Here is a 15,525-nt window from a genome sequence, read left to right on the forward strand (position 1 = left end):
GACTCTCGTCGCGTCACTCGCCGTCGCTGGGCGGCCGTCTCGCCGGCGGCGTCCGCGAGAGGACCTTCCCGAACAGGTCGCGGTTGTCAGCGACCACCCGGTAAGCGCTCTCGCGTAGTCGCTCGTAGTCCTCGAAGTTCCGCAGGAAGCCGATCGCGTCCCGCACGGGACCGACGTCGTCGGCCCGCCTGAGCGCCTCCTCGATCGACGCCCCGCAGGAGTACACCCGCCGATCGGTCACGAGGTGCGAACACTCCTCGTAGTACTCGGGCAGCCGCTCGCGCAGTTCGGGCGTGAGGTCGCTGAATCCGACGACGCGGAGGCCCGTTCGATCGTCGGCGTACTCGGCCCACCAGGTGCAAAAGCCGCAGTCGTCGTCGTAAACGAGCGTCGGCTCGATCATACTCGAACCGTCGGGCCGGAGGTACTACCGTCTTGCTCCGCGGATATCGGCGCTCCGACCGCGACCGCGTCGGTGCACCGTCCGGCGACGATCGCGATCGAAAACTGCCGGAACGTTCTTGGGACCCCTCCCGAATCGAAGCGTATGAGCAGCGCGGCCCGGTCGCTCTCGGAACCGCAGGTGCTGGCCCACGCGAAACGGCGGCTCTTCCCCGACGGTCTCGAGGGGGCGTCGTACGCCGTCGCCGACACCCAGTTCTCGCAGGACGAGTGGCTGCCGGGTCGGCCGATCGACCCCGACGTCCGAGAGTTGCTGGCGCCGTTCAACCACGTCCGGATCGGCGGCGGGTACCCCGACCTCGTGGGCGTGGGCACCCTCGAGTCCGATCTGCTGGCCGTCGATCGGCTGGGCGAGGAGCCGCCGCTGATCGCCATCGAAGCGAAAGGCGAGACCGCCGACGGGGTCGATACGCAACTCGGGATCGTCCAGGCGTACGATCGACTTCACGAGGCGAACGCAGCCTACGTCGCCGCGCCGGCGACCGCGGTCACGACGACCGATCGGACGCTCGCCCGGGAGTTGAACGTCGGCGTCCTCGGGGTCGACCCGTCGGGCGAGGTGACGGTCCTCGAAGCGCCGCGGGTCGTCGGCAACCGAACGACGACGGAGGCGACGGCGCTGCGGTTTCAGGCCAGCGCCCAGGGGGTCGCGGACGCCTCGTTCGGATTGAACCATCCGAAAAACTACCTGGGGTACCCGCTGGCTCACTACGCCGAGGGCGACGCGGCGACCCTGCTGTCGGAGTACAAGGTCGTCAACGCGGTCGAGGACGCGAAACGCGGCGCGCGGTTCCTCGGCCTGATCGCGGACGGTCCGCGCGGGGTCGAACTCACGTCGCTCGGCGAGGAAGTGATCCGGTTCGCGATCGCCCGCCGTGGCTCCGCCGAGGCCGCGCTGGCGGAGTTCGAGGAGTGGTACCGATCGCGGAAACGCTTCGTCGATCTCGCACCCGCGTGGGGTAACCTCGCCCGCCGAGTCGTCTTCGAGTACGAGGCCACGGCGTTGCTCGTCCGGGAGCTGCAGACCCTGCACGACGACGGCGTCCCGGAACCGTCGCTCGTCGACCTGATCGAGTACCTGCACCAGCTACACCCCTCGTTCGCGGTCGAACTGTTCGTCCGGGGCGACGAGGCGGTTCGGCGCCGGGTGCTCACCGAGGACGGCGAGTTGCGATCGGCGGCGCTCGAGGACGGCGCGGTCTACCACTCGCCGACCGTCTTTCAGCTGAAAGCCGTCCTGTATCACACCGGCATCGTGACCGATCGCGGCGCGGAACCCCACCGACTCGATCCGACGGAAGACGTGTGGGCGCTTCGCAACCCGGTGTGACCGATTCGGTCGTCGACCGGGGTCGACTCACGCGAGGAAGAACGCCGCGATTCCGATCGTCCCGCCGCCGGGGCGGCGCTCACCCGAGGAGGTTGTTGAGCGTCATCCCGATGAAAAAGAGGATCACGAGTTCGCTGACCAGCCACGAGTTCTCGTTCATCCAGTCGCGAATCCGCGGGAGGGCGCGCTCCGCTCGATCGCCGGCGACGGCCAGCGTCAGCGACGGGAGCGCCAGCACGAGAAGGGTCAGCAAAACGAACGGAGCGGCGTCTACGAGCCGAGCGTCGCGGGCCGCGAGATAGGAGCCGACGGCCGCCGACGTGAGGATGTCGGTCGGAAAAAACCCCATGAGCAAAAACCCGAGTCGAAACGAGAATCGCGGCGTCGCGCGCTGGAGCGAGCCCATCCACCGCGGCGGCTCCGACGTCGCTCTGGTGCGATACGTGTGGACCATCGCCAGCAGGAGCGCGACGAGGACGATCGCGCTGAGCGTCGTGTGCGATCCGCCTCCGCCGACGGCGCCGTCGCCGAGTTCGTACACGACCGTGACGACGAGCGTGATCGAAAGCGCGGCGCCGCCGACGAACGCGGCGGAGTTGCGCCGCCACCCGTCGCTCGTCGCGAGAAAGATCGCGCTGAGAATCTGCGGTCCCGCGACCATCACGACCACGAGCGGAAGTACTTCGAGAACGCTCACGAGTTCGTCGCTCCGGCGTTCTCGGATCGGCGGGTGTCGTGCGGCGGGGCGTGGCGTGGCGGGACGCGGTGCGGCGAGTTCGTCGGCTGCCGGATCGGATGTCGCGATCGATATCGCACGAGTAGGCGTAATTGGACGCCGAGAAGGATAACGTTTGAGCGTCCCTCCTCTCGCGCTGTACGTTCAGGCGCTCGCGGAGGTCTCGCCAGGAAGCGTTATACCGTCCGCCGTCGTTCGACGATCGCTTCCATCTGCATCAGTGCGCCCTTCGCTTCGTGCCGATTCGCTTCCAACTCCGCGAGGATCGGGCTCGCGAGGTCGAGGTCGGAACCGAGGAGGAGGAGTTGATCGAGGGCCGTAATCTCGAACCGTTCGTTCAGCATGCCCGTTCGCAACACGTCGAGATCCCGGAGATCCGCCGGGGCCTCGGTGGAGACGAGCGCGTTTTTCTCCGCGAGAATTCCCTCCATCACCGGGCTTCCCTCCGCCCGCGGCTCGGTCCCGAGCGCCTCGACGATCCGTTCGATCCGATTGATTTGCTCGACGGTCTCCTCCTCGTGTCCCGTGAACAGCGCCGCGACCTCGTCGCTGGCCGCGGCCGCGAGATCGCCGTGGAGATCGAGAATTTCGAGTTCCGCGTGGTAGAGCTTCCGCAACTCTCGTTCGAACATTGCTTCGGGTGTCACGGCCGTCAGCGGTCAGTCTCCCTCGTATTCGTGCGAACTACTCGCACGACCGTATCCATTTGGTCTCCGGTTCGGGCCGCGGATCCGAACGTTCGGCTCGATCGCCGTTCTCCACCTCGAATCCCGTGTTCCGTCGCTGCCGCTCGCGTATGTGCTCGCGACAGGACGACTCGGACCGAACGGGTTCGACGAGACTTGAATTAGCAAACGGCGAGTGAAACGAGCCGTTCACGTGGTTCAAATCTGCGCGATCCGCTAGTCGCACCTCATCGGCGTTCGTCGCAGAATAGCGGGCGCGACGGGATTTGAACCCGCGACATCTTGGTCCGGAACCAAGGACTCTGTCCACTGAGCTACGCGCCCTCGATCGGACCTAGCGCCAACGGCGACATAACGGTTCTCCTTTTCGTCGCCCGATCGGCTACGACGATTCGGTGCCGGTCCCCCGAGCGTTCGCAGAGTCTCCGGCCGAGACGCCGCCCTCGACCGCGATTTCGATCTCGTCGCCGGCGTTCGTGATGGTTACCGTCCGTCCGCAGTACGGAAACTCGAGCGAGACGAATCCGGAACAGCCGTCGCAGAGCGCATCGATCGCGTCGGGATCGATCGCGTCGTACAGCGGATCGAGGGCGAGCGGATCGACGCCGTCGGCGCGAGCGCGGAGTTCGACGACGATCGTGCTGGGGTTTCGGTCCCCGTCCCTGGAGACCGTCGTCGAGGCGCCCGGTGTGTGCATGACCGGGTGAACGGAATTAAACATAATGAACGTGACGTAATCGTTCGCCACTGTTCGGCCGGAACGAAACCCGGATCGGCGGATACGAGGAGGTACGGCGGCAATCCGGATGGATCAGGGCGGTGATCCGGAGGAGCGCCGATCGGCAGCGCACGTCACCCCCTGGAGAGGGCGTATCGCATGACGAGCTGGAGGACGTGGACGAACACCCCGGCGACGGCGACGTAGACGCCGATCGTCTGCAGGCCGATCGAGGCGCCGCGCCGATCGCGAACCTGCCAGATCTGGTACCCCAACTGGAACAGAAAGCCGAGGAAGATGAGGACGAAGCCGACCAGGAGGATCGGCTGCACGAACGTCCCCGCGAGGACGGCGACGATCCCGCCGATGAACGCGAACGTCGCGTACCGGCCCCAGTTCTCGAAGGTCTTCGCTCGAGCGTAGACGTAGCCCGCGATCACGGCGGTCAGCAGGGCTGTGACGATCGCCGTCACGGCGAGGATCGTCAGATGCTCCTCCCGTGGTGCGAACCGGAGCACGCCCGCGCCGAAGACCCCGAACGCCAACTGGAGGATCACCATCCCGACGAAGGCGATTCCCATGTCGCCGCTCTTGACGCCGCGTTGGGCGACCATGTTTCCGCCCGTGATCGCCGCCCCGTAGACGAGGACGCCGACGATCGGAACCGAGAACAGGTACTCGTTGACGGCCGCCAGCGGCGTCGCGACGATCGCGTACATGAGCGCGACGTTGATCGCCATCAGCGCGCTCGCGCCGCCGATCACCCGCGCTTCGCGGGTCGAGAGACCGAATCCGCGCTCCGTTTCGCGTGATGTTTCGAGGGAGCTCACGTCTCGAACGTACGGTCTCGATCGCAATAGGCTGATCCCTCAGTATGCATCCATGGCTGGCGGGCGCGGAACGCGGGCGCCGATCGGGGCGCGCTCGGAGACCGGCGGCCGGAATTAGGCGTCCGGCTCTGCGTTCGCGTTCCACCGATCGGAGTACGCGGTTCCGCACTCACACCTCGCGTACGCGTGAACGACGTCACCGTCGGCGTAGATTCCGCCGACGTCCTCGTTCCGTTCCTCGGCGAAGGCGAAGACGAATTGCGGGTCGTGATCGCCCTCGCCCGCGTCGTCCGGACAGGTCCCGTCCGTGAGATCGTCGGCGATCGGACTCTCCCGTCCCATCGCGGACTGCGCGAACTCCATCGCCCCGGTGCCGGTCGCGGCCTGGAAGGCGCTGCGGCCGCGTTCGCCGTCGACGACCATCACCACGCCGCCATCGACGCGGTCGCCGAACCGCTCGAGACGATCGTCGGAGACGAACGAGTCCGCGAGAAACAGCGCGACGTCGTCGGGCCGCCGGCCGGCAAGAAACTCTTCCCGTGGATCACTCATGGTACGAACTCGTCGCTCGACGTGGAAAAGTGGTGCGTCATCGGTTCGGGGAGATCCAGCGGCGAGTCGGTCGAAACTGACGGGCTGGCCGGTCGGTTACTCGTCGAGGTTCTTCGCGATCGAAGAGAGGCTATCGCTCGGCGGCTCGTACGCGTCGTAGTAGGCCGTCTCCCCTGGGGCACGGAGGCCGTAGAGGAACTCCGGTTCGACGACGTCGATGAGGACCGAGCCGCCGGTCTGGACGTCCCGATCGGCGAGCCACTCGGCGAGGCGGTTCTCGCCGCCGCTCGGATCGCGTGCGACGTCCGGCGTGTCGTAGACGCCGTGGATCGACAGTTCGTCGCCCGTGAGCGCCCGCTGGGTCGTCGCGAACCGTTCGTCGCCGTCGAGGACGACCCGGACGACGTCGTCGACCGGAAACGCATCGCGGTCGTCGCTCGGGACGTCGAGACGGACGCCCGTCGCCGTCTTCGAGAGCGTCGCTCGGACCGTTCGCACCGACGGATGGTCGCTCGAAATGCGGTCTGCCATGGTGAGACTGTAGAGAAGTCGCTGCTCGCGTTATTCGTCGTCGCCGCCCAGCAGCTCGTCGACGTCGGCGCTGCCGCGGTCGACGATCGAGGCGTTGACCTGTGCAACGGCGTCGGAGATTTCGCTGCCGCGAACCGTGATGCGGCGGCGTTCGCCGTCGCGAGAGGGCCGGTAGCCGGTCTGTCGGCCCTCCATCAGCACTTCCTGCAGGTTCGCGCCGTCGACGTCCGGGTTGAGCGGGCGGCCCGCGTCGTCGGAGCCGCCGGTGATCTCGAGCGTGTAGCCGTCGAGACCAACCGCGGAGCCGTCGACTTCCTCGCCGATCGACTTGCCGATGAATCGGTTCGCGTCCTGTTCCTCCGCCTCGAGCTGGTAGGACGACCCGGATTCGGGGTCGCCGACGACGACAGTGAAACTTGCCATGCACGGGCAAAAACGGTCGGCGCTCAAAAACACATCGAAACGAGACCCGGCGCGAGCCCCGTCAACCCGACCGACGACGGCCCGACGACGGCCCGACGACGGTCAGCTTCGGCGTTTCGACCGTCGCCGCGAGAGACGCGATCGGCTGGCAGCGAACCTTTGGCGGATCGCGCCGAATCGACGGGCATGACGATCGAACCGGACCGGCTCGAGGAGCGCCTGCGCGATGAGTTCGGCGGCACGGCGGGGGCCGCCCGCGTCGTCGCCCGACAGGCGGCTGATCTCGCCGACTCGGGGCGGTACCGCGAGGACGTCGGCGTCGAACTCACGAACGGGGTCGTGCTCGACGAACTGGCCGACGCGCCCGACGGGACGCCGCCCGATCGGTGGAACTGGTGGATCGGGGCGCTCGACATCGCGTACGGCGGATACGAGCAGTTCGGGATCCGGCGGTACCGGACCTAAGGAATCGATCGGTGCCTCTCCGGGACGGTGCGCTCGTGCCGTGTTTCGAACCGAAACACCTTTTTCCGTCCTGACTAACTAGTCAGTTAGTGACTGATCCGGACGTACGCGAAGCGATCATGGTCGGAACGTACGAGGCCCTGTGCGATCGGGGGTACACCGATCTCACCGCGCAGGACATCGCCGACAGGACCGACAAGAGCAAATCCCTGCTGTTCTACCACTACGACTCGAAGGAAGACCTCGTCGCGGATTTCATCGGTTACCTCGTCGAGCGCTTCGACGAGCGCGTCGGAGCACTCGACGATCGGCCACCCGTCGAACGGCTGGCGGCGTTCGTCGACTGGTTCCTGTACGGGCCCCGCGACGACGATCGGCGCTCGTTTCACACCGCACTGCTCGAGCTCCGAGCGCAGGCTCCGTACAACGAGCGGTACCGCGACCAGCTCCGAAAGAGCGACGATCGGCTCCGAACCGCGCTCGAGGGGATCCTGCGCGACGGGATCGAGTCCGGGGAATTCCGGGAGCACGATCCGGAGGAGACGGCCGCGCTGTTGATCGCCGCATTCGACGGCGCGCGCATCCGACAACTGACGCTCGGCTGCGACGCCTACCTCGATCGGGTCCGATCGGGGGCCGTCCGCACCGTCCTCGACGACGTCCTCGCCGACGGCGTCGAGTTTCCGACCGATCGGCGGCCCGCCACAGCGCCGACGGACGACCCCGACGGGCTCCGGATTACGCTCGGCCGGACGGCGAACGGCGGCGATGCGGACGGGAGCGGCCGCGGTACGGACGGAGCCGGCGAGGAAGCGGCCGACGCCGAGGCGACGGACGAACGAGCGGACGGAACCGACGCCGCATGAGCGGGGCCGCAGATCGATCGGTCGACGTGACCGACGGCGACCTGTTCAAACCGCTGGTCGTCCTCTCGGGACCGATCGTCGCCTCCCAATTGCTGAACGTCGGCTACAACCTCGCCGACACCTACTGGGTCGGCCGCCTCGGCAACGACGCCGTCGCCGCGCTCTCGTACTCGTGGGCGATCGTCTTCCTGATGGTGAGCGTCGGCGGCGGGCTGACGGTCGCCGGAACCGTCCTCGTCTCGCAGTACAAGGGAGCGGGCGACTTCACGAAGTCGTCGCACGTCGCCGGGCAGACCCTCTCGTTCGTCACGCTCGTCGCGCTCGGCTTCGCCGTCGTCGGCTACGTCCTCACGCCGCAGTTGATGCAACTGATCGGCGCACAACCGGGCAGCGACGCGTTCGTCTACGCCGTGACGTACACGCGGATCATCTTCGTCGGCGTCTGCTTCATGTTCTGGTTTTTCATCTTCGACGCGCTCTCTCGCGGGTGGGGCGACACCCGCACGCCGCTGTACCTGATGGTCGTCAGCGTGGCGCTCAACGTCGTCATCGACCCGGTCCTGATCCTCGGGTTCGACGGCAATCCCCTGTTCGCGTGGCTCGGCGCGACGGGGCTGGAGGCGACGCTCTACGACGCGACCGGTTTCGAGGGGTTCGGCGTTTCCGGCGCCGCGATCGCGACGATCTTCTCTCGCGGGCTGGCCGCCTCGATCGGCCTCTTCTTGCTCTTTTCGGGCCGCGTGGGGCTCGAGCCGTCGCTATCGGACCTGCGGCTCCGCTCGGAGACGGTGCGGAAGATCCTCGATATCGGCGTCCCGACGGCGACCGAACAGGGCTTTCGGGCGTTCGGAATCACCGTCCTCACCGCGCTGGTCGCGCTGGCCGGCACGGACGCGGTCGCCGCCTACGGGATCGTCAACCGGCTCTCCTCGCTGCTGTTCCTCCCGGCGCTCGGACTCGCGCGCGGGACCGAGACCGTCGTCGGGCAGAACCTCGGCGCCAGACAGGTCGATCGGGCCAGGAGCGCGGTCACGTACAGTTCGATCCTGATCGTGGCGATCTTCGCCGTCGCGATCGCGATCGCCTATCCGCTGGCCGAGGAGATCGCCGGCGTCTTCATCGAAGGGGAGAACGTGGCGCAGGTCGTCGAGTACGCGGCCGCCTACATCCTGATCGCCGGCCCCTCGTACGTCTTTCTGGGAGTCTTCCAGGTGCTCCTCGGCGGGATCAGGGGTAGCGGCTCGACCCGCGCCGCGATGCTCCTTTCGATCCAGGAGCTGTGGCTCTACCGCATCCCGATCGCGGCGATCGCGATCGTCGGCCTCGGCACGGGCGTCGTCGGCGTCTGGTACGCCGTCGCGATCTCGTTCGTCTGCTCGGCGATCACGACCGCCGCGTGGTTCCTCCGGGGCACCTGGACCGAGGGCGTCGTCACCGATGAGCCGACCGCGGCGACCCCCGGCGATTGATCCGCGACGGATCGATTCGGTCCGATCGGGTCGGAGCACACTTCCGCCCCGGCCGAGAGTGTCATGAGTGTCATTTTTGATCGCGGGCGTCATACGTGGCGTATGGGCCGGCTCGCTACCGCTGCGTTGAAGGGGCTCGGCGTGCTCCTGCTCGCGTTCATCGTCCTGTCCGTGATCGCGACGATCGTCGGCATCGCGCTCTCCCTCGTGGCGACCGTGATCTCGATCGTCGTGACGCTCGCCGTCGTCGGCGCCTTCCTGCTGGCGTGCTACGGCTTGTGGTCGCTCGTTCGCGGCGGCGACGACGAGACGGTCGAATCCGAGCGGACCGTCGACGAGCGGTCGATCGACGATCGCGATCCGAAAGAGCAGCTTCAGGATCAGTACGTCGGTGGCGAACTCACCGACGAGGAGTTCGAACGGGAACTCGACCTGCTGCTCGAGACCGAAGAGACGGCCGCGCGGCTGGACGACCTGGAACGGAAGCGAGCGAGCGATCACGGAACCGATCGCTCGCGGCTCCGGGATCGCTAGCACGACGCCGCCGTTCGCCGACGAGACCGACGGTCGAGAGCCGTCGCGCTCGTCGCCGCCCCGCCTCGAACCAACGGAGGCAAACCGATCGAACCCCTACGCGATCGAAATGGACGTCCAGTTGCTGGGTGGCGCACGCGAGATCGGTCGGAGCGCGGTGCTGATCGACGATCGGCTGTTGCTCGATTTCGGAATGGACTCGGGCAACCCGCCGTCGTTCCCGATCGGCGACGTCGATCCCGAGGCGATCGTCGTCAGCCACGGCCACCTCGACCACGTCGGCTCGGTCCCGACGCTGCTCTCCGGCGACGCCCGGCCGCCGATCCACTGGACGCCGCCGACGTACGACCTGACGATGATGCTCGCGCGGGACACCATCGACCTGCACGGCGGGACCTACGACTGTCCGTTCACGGAGGCGGAACTGGCACGGGTAACCGAGGTCTCGGAGACCCACGGCTACGAGGAGCCGTTCGAGGCCGCGGGCTACGAGATCACCTTCTTCGACGCGGGGCACGTCCCGGGCAGCGCCCACGTCCTGGTCGACGACGGCGAGACGCGACTCCTGTACACCGGCGACTTTCACACCGAAGACCGTCGAGGCGGCGAAGCCGCCCCGGGCCGCGCGAACGGGCGCTCCGCGCCCGTGAGCGGACAGCGACTGCTCGCCGGGACGACCGCCAGACCCGAGGCCGACGCCGTCCTCTGCGAGAGCACCTACGCGGACACGATCCGGCCGCCGCGAGCCGAGATTGAACGCGAGTTCGCCGAGAGCCTCCGCTCGACGATCTGGGAGGGCGGCACCGTCGTCGTCCCCGCGTTCGCGATCGGTCGGACCCAGGAGGTGCTGTGCATCTGCGAGCGGTACGATCTCGACTGTTACGTCGACGGGATGGGCAAGCGGGTGACCGAACTCTTCTTGCGGCCGCGAAACCGCGGGTTCCTGCGCGATCCGGATCTGCTCCGTCGGGCGAAGGGCAACGCCAGGTTCGTCGACGGCCGCGACGGCCAGCGGAAACGGATCGCCGAGCAGAACACCGTGATCGTCACCACCAGCGGGATGCTCCACGGCGGCCCCGCGATGACCTATGTTCCCGCGATCCGCTCGCACCCGGCGAACAAGATCGCCATGACGGGCTATCAGGTCGAGGGGACGCCCGGTCGAGATCTGCTCGATACCGGCAGCGCCGAGATCGACGGTCGGGTGATGCGCGTCAGCGCGCAGGTCGAGCAGTACGACTTCTCGGCCCACGCCGATCGGAGCGGGTTACTCGAATTCCTCTCGAGCTACGAGGACGCGACGGTCCTCGTGAACCACGGCGATCGGTGCGAGCGGTTCGCGACGGAGCTGTGCGACGACGGGTTCGACGCGACCGCGCCGGCGCTCGGCGCGTCCGTGAGGGTTCGCTGAACTGCGGCCGTGAGGCGGCGTCACAGGCCGAATTGAAGGACGTCCCCCTCCCCGACGCCGCGATCGGCGGTCCACTCGTAAACGACTTCCAGCACGTACTGTCCGGTTCCGGGATAGACCTGTTCGCTCCCGTCCTCGTTGGGTCCGGGTTCCGGCGCGTGGTGGATTCCCGTGATGACGCCTTCGTCGTCGGCGAAGACGATGTCGATCCCGAAGGACATGTCGGGCATGATGAACTCGCGTTCGTCGACGGAATCGAAGACGAACAACATCCCGCGGTCTTCGGGAAGTTCGTCGGTGTCGCTCAGTCCGGTCGCCTGGAGTTCCGGCGTGTCGGCGATCGCCGCGGTCACCTCCCCCAGCGCCTCGCCGTCGGGGGTCTCCACGCGAACGTCGGTCGTGTCGTACTCCGCGTGAAGCGTCGACGACTCGCCGTCGTCGCTCGCGGACTCGTTTTCGGTCTCCTCCTCGTCGCCCGAACCGGTCTCGTTCGCCGGCTCGTCGCTCCCGTTGGAATCGTCCCCCGTCGTCGCGTCTCCATCGGCGTCCATACACCCCGCGAGAACGAGTCCGCCGAGGGTCGTTGCGACTCCCCCCAGAACGGTCCGTCGGTTCGACCGTGGCGATCGCAATCCTGGCATTCCGGTGGAGGCTGATCACAGTGGCGGTGATAAACGTTTGTTCGTCTCTCGATGACCGTCAGTTCGCGCTCACTGTGTGGCTTCCGGTCACGACTTGCTCGAGACGGACAGCGCCGAACTCGACGCCCGGATGATGCGCGTCAGCGCGCGGGTCGAGCAGTACGGCTTCTCGGACCGCCGGTCGCCATCTGAATGGCATTCGGGTGTGAACGCGTGAACGTCGCGGCGCTCCGGGTTTCAGCAGGCAGTGGGTTCAAGCGATCGACGGGTGACCGTCCTGATGATGCTATCGCGACGGGAACTGTTCGCCGCGAGCGCGGTCTGGCTCCTGTTCGCCGCGCTCTGTGCGGTCGTCGACGCCCCGTACCTTCGGCCCGTCGTCGTCGGGAGCTATCTCCTCGTCGTGCCCGGGTTGAGTACGTTACTCGCGATCGCACCGGAGTCACCTCGAATCGAGATCACCGTTCTCGGCGCCGTGTCGGTCGTCTTCTCGCTCGCCTGGATCGCGGTCGCGACGACGCTCCTCGCGATCGGCGACGTTCCGCTGGGGTATCTCTTCCCGCTGTCGGGACTCTGGATCGCCGTCCTCTCGCCGCGCATTCGGTCGGTCGCGCCCAAGATCGAGTACACGCGCTCGGAAGGCGCGGCGATCGGAGCGATCGTGCTCGCCGTCGTCGTCGCGCTGGTCGTCCCGCACTTCCGGAGCGCTCGGGTGTCGCTCTCGGCGCACGGTGCGCTCCACAGTTCGATGGCGTACAGCGTCGTCCACGGCGCGATTCCGCCGGTGCACCCCGGGTTTGCCTACGAGCCGTACACGGCGTACTACTGGACGTATCACGTGCTCCTCGCGGGCCTTTCGGAGACGATGGGTATCGTCCCCGTCTACGGCAGCCTCGTTCTCACCTGGTTCTCGATGGCCGCGATTCTCGCGCTTTTGTACCGCCTCGCTCGCGACTCGTTCGGCCTGTCGCCCCGGGCCGCGGGCGTCGCGATGGTCGGGCCCGTGTGGGCGATGTCTACGGTCGTGCCGATCGTCGAGCGCCTGCTCGGGATCGAGGTTCGCGGAACGATCCTCCTGCCCGGACGAATCGGCCTGTTCGTCGAGAAGTTCCTCACGATCAGCGGCTTCCCGCTCGGCCTCTTCCTGTTCGCGACCATGACCGTCCTGTTGTTCCGAGCGCTCTCCGAAGGGACGGAAAACGAAGCAAGCCGAGTGACGTGGGCCGGATTCGTCGCCGCCGCCGTGTTGCTGTTTCACGTTCACACGAGTACCGCGGTATTCGCGTTCCCGGCCCTCGGTATCGCCACGCTCGTCGCCGTCCTCGACCGGTATCGAGCGCGTGAGCGTTCGGACCTCGATCTCGGGTGGACGGCGTTTCGTCCGCCCGATCGGGAGTGGCTGCCGATCGGATCCTGGATCGCGATCGGCCTGTGCTGTCTCCCGTTCTTCTACGCGCTCGTTTCGGCGGGCGAGACCGGCGACTCGATCCGACTGCTCGCCGAGGGCCGACGCGCGTTCGGACCGGTAACGCTCGAGGGGCCGCACGCACAGTACCTGCGCAACGCTTGCAATTTCGCGGTCCCGTTCCTCGTCGCCGGTCCGCTCGCCGCGATCGGGTACCGGAGCCTTCGATCGCGGCATCCGCGGGAGGCGCGCGTGCTCGCGGCGCTCGCGCTCGCGATCGCCGCGGCCGGGATCGTCGTCACCCTCCCGGACGCCAACCAGTACAAGGCCGCGTACATGCTGGCCGTGCCGATCGCGCCGCTGGCCGCCGTCGGACTGGTCCGGGTCGCCGATCGGCTGGGCCCCGTTCGGCCCGTCCTGGCCCTCGCCTTCGTCGCGATCCTGATCTTCAACCCGATCGCGTTCCTGGTAACGGGTCCTCTCGCGTCCCCGCTGGCGGACGACCATAACTACGAGTTCGAGGAGACGGACGTCCGCCTCTCCGGGTCGGCGCCGTACGATCCGGCCCCCTTCGAGTGGGTCGCAGAGAACGCCTCGACGGAGAGTTCGATCGTCGTCTCGCCGAGCGTCTACGACGAACTGGCGTACCAGCCGGCGAACGTGCAGACGGAGTTGATCGTCGCGGCGCTGACCGAGCGGCCCCTCTACTACGCCCACCGGGAACTCCCGGCGCACTTGCTGCCCGCCGACGCTGCTCCAAGGGGGCGAGACGTCGATCGGCTCCTGGCCTGCGAGGGCGAGGCGGCGCAGTTCGCCGATCGGGAGGGACCGCTGTACGCGATCGTGACGACCGGCGAGAACGAACGCGGCTGCGACCTCCACGGCGAACTCGAGGATTCCGATCGGTGGACGCGCAGGGCCGGCGGGGAGTCGATCGGCGTGTTCGAGTTCACGCCCGACGATCGCCACGATCGGTAGGATCGACGATCGGACGACGGCGCCGCTACGACGCGTCTCGGTCCTGCACCTTCCAGGTGTACGTGCTCTCGAGGAGGTAGTTGACGACGAACCCGGCGCCGATACCGACGAGATTCGCGATCAGGTACCAGACGCCGAACCAGGCGTGGAGGGCGTAGAGCGCGCCGATCGCGACGGCCGTTCCGGCGATCCGGACGGCGTGTGACTTCGCGAGACGGGCGAGGATCCGACGGGCGGTTCGGAGCCCGTGGCCCCCGAACGTCCACCGCTCGTTGAGCGCGAACATGACGACGATCGCCAGTTCGACGGCGACCAGCTTCGCCGCGAGCGGCTCGAGGGCGCCGCTCTCGACGAGCAGGCCGAGCGCCGAACTGTCCACGATCGCGCCCACGACGCCCACGCTCGCGAACTGCCCGGCTCTCGCGGGCGACTCGATCGCCGAGCGGAGATCCGACGGTTCAATCATCGAGTACCAGGGGCCGAGAGCGGTTCGGGAGCACGGAGTGCACGGGGTGGCCCTGAAGAACCTTCGCTCGGTGGCGGACCGAGACCATCGCCCTGCACAGTTCGATCGGCGTCGCGATCGGATCGACCGTCGATCGTTGCACGTCGTTCCAGACTACCGGCTGCTCCGCGACGTCGAACCCCATCGCGGCGGCGATCGCCAGCAGTTCCAGATCCCACGCGAATCCGCGCTCGTAGAGGTGCGTGCGGACCGATTCCCAGGCGGGCCGGGTGAGCGCCTTCGCCCCGCACTGGTAGTCGTACAGGGAGACGTCGAGAACCTGACGGGCGAGCCAGGCGAACCCGTCGCCGAGCAGTCGCCGACCGACCGTCCGGTGTGACTGCTCGGGCGCCGTCGGATGACGACGCGATCCCGCACAGACCGGCGCAACGCCGTCGACGACGACGTCGACGACGGCGGCGAGCGATCGAGCGGGCGTCGATCCGTCCGCATCCGCGAACGCGAGAACCGGCGTCTCGAGCGCTTCGAACCCGTCCGTTATCGCGGCTCCCTTCCCTCGTCGATCGGCGACCGCGTTGATCTGCGCGGGGAGCGACGAGAGCGCGTCTCGCGTCGCCGGATCGGGCGCGTCGAGTTCGATTCGAATCGTCTCCGGGGCGATCCGATCGTCGAGGGCCGCGACGTACGAGACGAGGCGATCGACGTCGGGCCGAAACGCGGGAACGACGATGCCGACGGACGTCATGCGACCACTCCGCGCGTCGGATCGATCGCTCCCGAAACGAGGTCGCAACGGCTCATGACAGAGGGATTCAAGCGCAGTACGCGTATGAATGTGCTGCCGGCAGTGACGCGGACTCGAGCGGCCGAACGGGTCCCGAACGAGCCGTCGTCGCGTTCCGGTCCGTCGCAACGAACCGTCGTCCGTGTCCGTCGTCTCGTCCGAAACAGGGTGCGATCCCGGGAAGGGCGACGTCGATCGGAACGATGCGGCAGGAACGGCGATCACCCGAGACTTAACT

19 protein-coding genes and 1 tRNA gene are annotated in these 15,525 nt (G+C 67.5%); 8 read left to right on the forward strand and 12 right to left on the reverse strand.

Features of this window, described 5'->3' with window-relative positions:
• Positions 1–13: 13 nt before the first annotated feature.
• The gene (locus tag MUH00_RS05195; RefSeq protein WP_247002733.1) at positions 14–403 is read right to left on the reverse strand and encodes a DCC1-like thiol-disulfide oxidoreductase family protein; all 390 of its coding nucleotides are present in this window, start codon (positions 401–403) and stop codon (positions 14–16) included.
• A 144-nt stretch (positions 404–547) separates the two neighbouring features.
• Here MUH00_RS05195 and MUH00_RS05200 point away from each other — a divergent pair, with 144 nt between their 5' ends.
• Positions 548–1,792 carry a hypothetical protein gene (locus MUH00_RS05200; RefSeq protein ID WP_247002735.1) on the forward strand — a complete coding sequence of 415 codons (1,245 nt, stop codon included), beginning with the start codon at positions 548–550 and terminating at the stop codon, positions 1,790–1,792.
• 79 nt (positions 1,793–1,871) lie between these two features.
• On the opposite strand, the gene MUH00_RS05205 is transcribed toward MUH00_RS05200, so the two are convergent.
• The 8 genes from MUH00_RS05205 to MUH00_RS05240 form a co-directional block, all read right to left on the reverse strand.
• Positions 1,872–2,489: a GAP family protein gene (locus MUH00_RS05205; RefSeq protein ID WP_247002736.1), complete on the reverse strand. Its 618-nt coding sequence runs from the start codon at positions 2,487–2,489 to the stop codon at positions 1,872–1,874.
• A gap of 215 nt (positions 2,490–2,704) precedes the next feature.
• Positions 2,705–3,175, reverse strand: a complete 471-nt coding sequence (locus MUH00_RS05210) for a DUF892 family protein (RefSeq protein ID WP_247002737.1) — start codon at positions 3,173–3,175, stop codon at positions 2,705–2,707.
• 290 nt (positions 3,176–3,465) lie between these two features.
• A tRNA-Arg gene (locus MUH00_RS05215) sits at positions 3,466–3,538 on the reverse strand.
• A 58-nt stretch (positions 3,539–3,596) separates the two neighbouring features.
• Positions 3,597–3,911: a HalOD1 output domain-containing protein gene (locus MUH00_RS05220; RefSeq protein ID WP_247002738.1), complete on the reverse strand. Its 315-nt coding sequence runs from the start codon at positions 3,909–3,911 to the stop codon at positions 3,597–3,599.
• A 155-nt stretch (positions 3,912–4,066) separates the two neighbouring features.
• On the reverse strand, positions 4,067–4,762 hold the full coding sequence (locus tag MUH00_RS05225) for a hypothetical protein (protein ID WP_247002739.1): 696 nt from the start codon (positions 4,760–4,762) through the stop codon (positions 4,067–4,069).
• Positions 4,763–4,876: 114 nt separating this feature from the next.
• Positions 4,877–5,314 (reverse strand): DUF5807 family protein, encoded by a 438-nt coding sequence (locus tag MUH00_RS05230; RefSeq protein ID WP_247002741.1) that lies wholly within the window; start codon positions 5,312–5,314, stop codon positions 4,877–4,879.
• A 96-nt stretch (positions 5,315–5,410) separates the two neighbouring features.
• Positions 5,411–5,845: a DUF7112 family protein gene (locus MUH00_RS05235; RefSeq protein WP_247002743.1), complete on the reverse strand. Its 435-nt coding sequence runs from the start codon at positions 5,843–5,845 to the stop codon at positions 5,411–5,413.
• Positions 5,846–5,875: 30 nt separating this feature from the next.
• The gene (locus tag MUH00_RS05240) at positions 5,876–6,268 is read right to left on the reverse strand and encodes a 30S ribosomal protein S6e (protein ID WP_247002745.1); all 393 of its coding nucleotides are present in this window, start codon (positions 6,266–6,268) and stop codon (positions 5,876–5,878) included.
• Positions 6,269–6,454: 186 nt separating this feature from the next.
• Here MUH00_RS05240 and MUH00_RS05245 point away from each other — a divergent pair, with 186 nt between their 5' ends.
• From MUH00_RS05245 to MUH00_RS05265, 5 genes are all read left to right on the forward strand, one after another.
• On the forward strand, positions 6,455–6,733 hold the full coding sequence (locus tag MUH00_RS05245) for a WNWW family protein (RefSeq protein WP_247002747.1): 279 nt from the start codon (positions 6,455–6,457) through the stop codon (positions 6,731–6,733).
• 89 nt (positions 6,734–6,822) lie between these two features.
• Positions 6,823–7,599: a TetR/AcrR family transcriptional regulator gene (locus MUH00_RS05250; protein ID WP_247002749.1), complete on the forward strand. Its 777-nt coding sequence runs from the start codon at positions 6,823–6,825 to the stop codon at positions 7,597–7,599.
• Complete coding sequence (locus MUH00_RS05255) at positions 7,596–9,068, forward strand: MATE family efflux transporter (RefSeq protein ID WP_247002751.1); 1,473 nt, start codon at positions 7,596–7,598, stop codon at positions 9,066–9,068. Before MUH00_RS05250 ends, MUH00_RS05255 begins: the two co-directional genes overlap by 4 nt.
• A gap of 102 nt (positions 9,069–9,170) precedes the next feature.
• Positions 9,171–9,602 (forward strand): SHOCT domain-containing protein, encoded by a 432-nt coding sequence (locus tag MUH00_RS05260; protein WP_247002752.1) that lies wholly within the window; start codon positions 9,171–9,173, stop codon positions 9,600–9,602.
• A 109-nt stretch (positions 9,603–9,711) separates the two neighbouring features.
• On the forward strand, positions 9,712–11,013 hold the full coding sequence (locus MUH00_RS05265; protein ID WP_247002754.1) for an MBL fold metallo-hydrolase: 1,302 nt from the start codon (positions 9,712–9,714) through the stop codon (positions 11,011–11,013).
• 20 nt (positions 11,014–11,033) lie between these two features.
• Here the strand turns inward: MUH00_RS05265 and MUH00_RS05270 are convergent, their stop codons facing one another.
• Positions 11,034–11,564: a DUF192 domain-containing protein gene (locus tag MUH00_RS05270; protein WP_247002756.1), complete on the reverse strand. Its 531-nt coding sequence runs from the start codon at positions 11,562–11,564 to the stop codon at positions 11,034–11,036.
• A gap of 166 nt (positions 11,565–11,730) precedes the next feature.
• Here MUH00_RS05270 and MUH00_RS05275 point away from each other — a divergent pair, with 166 nt between their 5' ends.
• Complete coding sequence (locus tag MUH00_RS05275; RefSeq protein ID WP_247002758.1) at positions 11,731–11,871, forward strand: hypothetical protein; 141 nt, start codon at positions 11,731–11,733, stop codon at positions 11,869–11,871.
• A gap of 63 nt (positions 11,872–11,934) precedes the next feature.
• Positions 11,935–14,037, forward strand: coding sequence for a hypothetical protein (locus tag MUH00_RS05280; protein WP_247002760.1), 2,103 nt, complete (start codon positions 11,935–11,937; stop codon positions 14,035–14,037).
• Between the two features lie 25 nt (positions 14,038–14,062).
• Here the strand turns inward: MUH00_RS05280 and MUH00_RS05285 are convergent, their stop codons facing one another.
• Positions 14,063–14,503: a GtrA family protein gene (locus tag MUH00_RS05285; RefSeq protein WP_247002762.1), complete on the reverse strand. Its 441-nt coding sequence runs from the start codon at positions 14,501–14,503 to the stop codon at positions 14,063–14,065.
• Positions 14,496–15,248 carry a glycosyltransferase family protein gene (locus tag MUH00_RS05290; protein ID WP_247002763.1) on the reverse strand — a complete coding sequence of 251 codons (753 nt, stop codon included), beginning with the start codon at positions 15,246–15,248 and terminating at the stop codon, positions 14,496–14,498. Before MUH00_RS05290 ends, MUH00_RS05285 begins: the two co-directional genes overlap by 8 nt.
• Between the last annotated feature and the right edge of the window lie 277 nt (positions 15,249–15,525).

The organism is Halosolutus gelatinilyticus (genome assembly GCF_023028105.1).
Taxonomy (GTDB): Archaea; Halobacteriota; Halobacteria; order Halobacteriales; family Natrialbaceae; genus Halosolutus; species Halosolutus gelatinilyticus.